Genomic DNA, 1,530 nt, shown 5'->3' on the forward strand with positions numbered 1-1,530 from the left:
TAGCCCCAACTGGTGGATTTATCGGGGGCATGTGCGTAGGTTCTGTTAGTCCTGGTGGAGAGCCTGTTAATATCAATGAAAAAGTAACAGGGTATCTTCCCAAAATTAAAGAGATGGCAGAAAAACATGGTGTTGCTCAATATGTTGGTATTCTGGCAGCTCAAATGATGCAGGAATCAGCTGGAGCAGGAAATGACCCGATGCAAGCATCAGAGGGACATTATGGAGACTTGAGTCCATCTTGTATAGGTGTAAAAGGAAATGCTCGAATGGGGTGTATTACAGATCCGAATATTTCTATTGAAGCAGGAGTACAGGAATTTAAAGATGTGCTAGGACAAGCGAATGGTGACGTCGCTCTCGCCTTACAGTCATATAATTTTGGGAGTGGTTTTATTAGCTATGCATTAGCAAAAGGCGGTTATTCAGAGGAAACAGCCATTGAATTCTCAAGAAGTAAGGCACATTTAAATCCGGGTGGTTGTTCTGACCCTAATAACTTCCGAACCAAAGTCGGAGCGTGCTACGGGGATTTTACATACGTTTCCAAAGTTCTGAAATATTACAAAGATTTGGGTTGTGTGGCGGATGCATCAGGCGAATGGATTTCTGATAAAGGTTGGAAATGGCCAACGAAATCAGGTCGTATTACAGATACGTTTGATGCTTTTCGTGGTGGAAAACAACATAATGCTGTTGATATTGGAGCTATGACTGCTGGAAAAGCTGGAGATCCTGTATGGTCAATGGAAGCAGGTATTGTAACAAACCAAACAGGAAATGTAAACGGTGGCGGTCTAGGTGTCTATGTAGACCATGGAAATGGTATTGTATCTCGTTACTTACATTTGAGTAAAATATCAGTTGCACCAGGAACCATGGTAACAAAAGGACAAATCATTGGGGAGATGGGCGGTTCTAACTATAATAAAGATACTGGTTTACTTAATATGAATGGATACGCTGTCCATTTAGACTTCCAGGTTCGTATTAACGACCAACCAACAGATCCAATGAAATTCTTTAAGAAAAATGATGATCCGGGATTATCATCAGGCGGTTCTCCTGTTATGACGAATGACAAAAGACAAAAGGTACTAGCGGAAGCGAAAAAATGGCTTGGGCAAGGAAAAGTTAGATATGTATTAGGGGATCGTAATCCACCAGGCGGCACTTCAGATTGCTCAGGATTTACGCAGTATGTCTTTAGAAAAAGTATAGGTGTGCAACTTGGAGAGTGGACAGGTGCTCAAGTTGGACAAGGTAAACAAGTACCAGACATTAATCATGCACAACCAGGAGACCTCATCTTCTATGAAAACCCAGGACACGTTGCAATTTATATGGGGAACCAGAAAATGATTCATATTGGTGATGATAAGGGTGTACAAATTACAGGTCTAAACTATACGGCAAGAGGACAACATATGACTCAAATTCGTAATGTTATAGACTGATAAGGGATGAGAGAAGATGAAGAAAGTAATCAATATTTTGTCCAATATGCCTCGTAAGTACTTGGTGGTATTG

At 41.0% G+C, this 1,530-nt stretch carries 1 protein-coding gene; it reads left to right on the forward strand.

Features of this window, described 5'->3' with window-relative positions; genetic code table 11:
- A partial coding sequence (locus MR155_RS31065; RefSeq protein WP_242312103.1) for a lysozyme family protein occupies positions 1-1,457 on the forward strand: 1,457 nt, incomplete at its 5' end.
- Between the last annotated feature and the right edge of the window lie 73 nt (positions 1,458-1,530).

The sequence above is a fragment of the Bacillus cereus group sp. BfR-BA-01331 genome (assembly GCF_022663915.1).
Classification (GTDB): Bacteria; Bacillota; Bacilli; order Bacillales; family Bacillaceae_G; genus Bacillus_A; species Bacillus_A mycoides.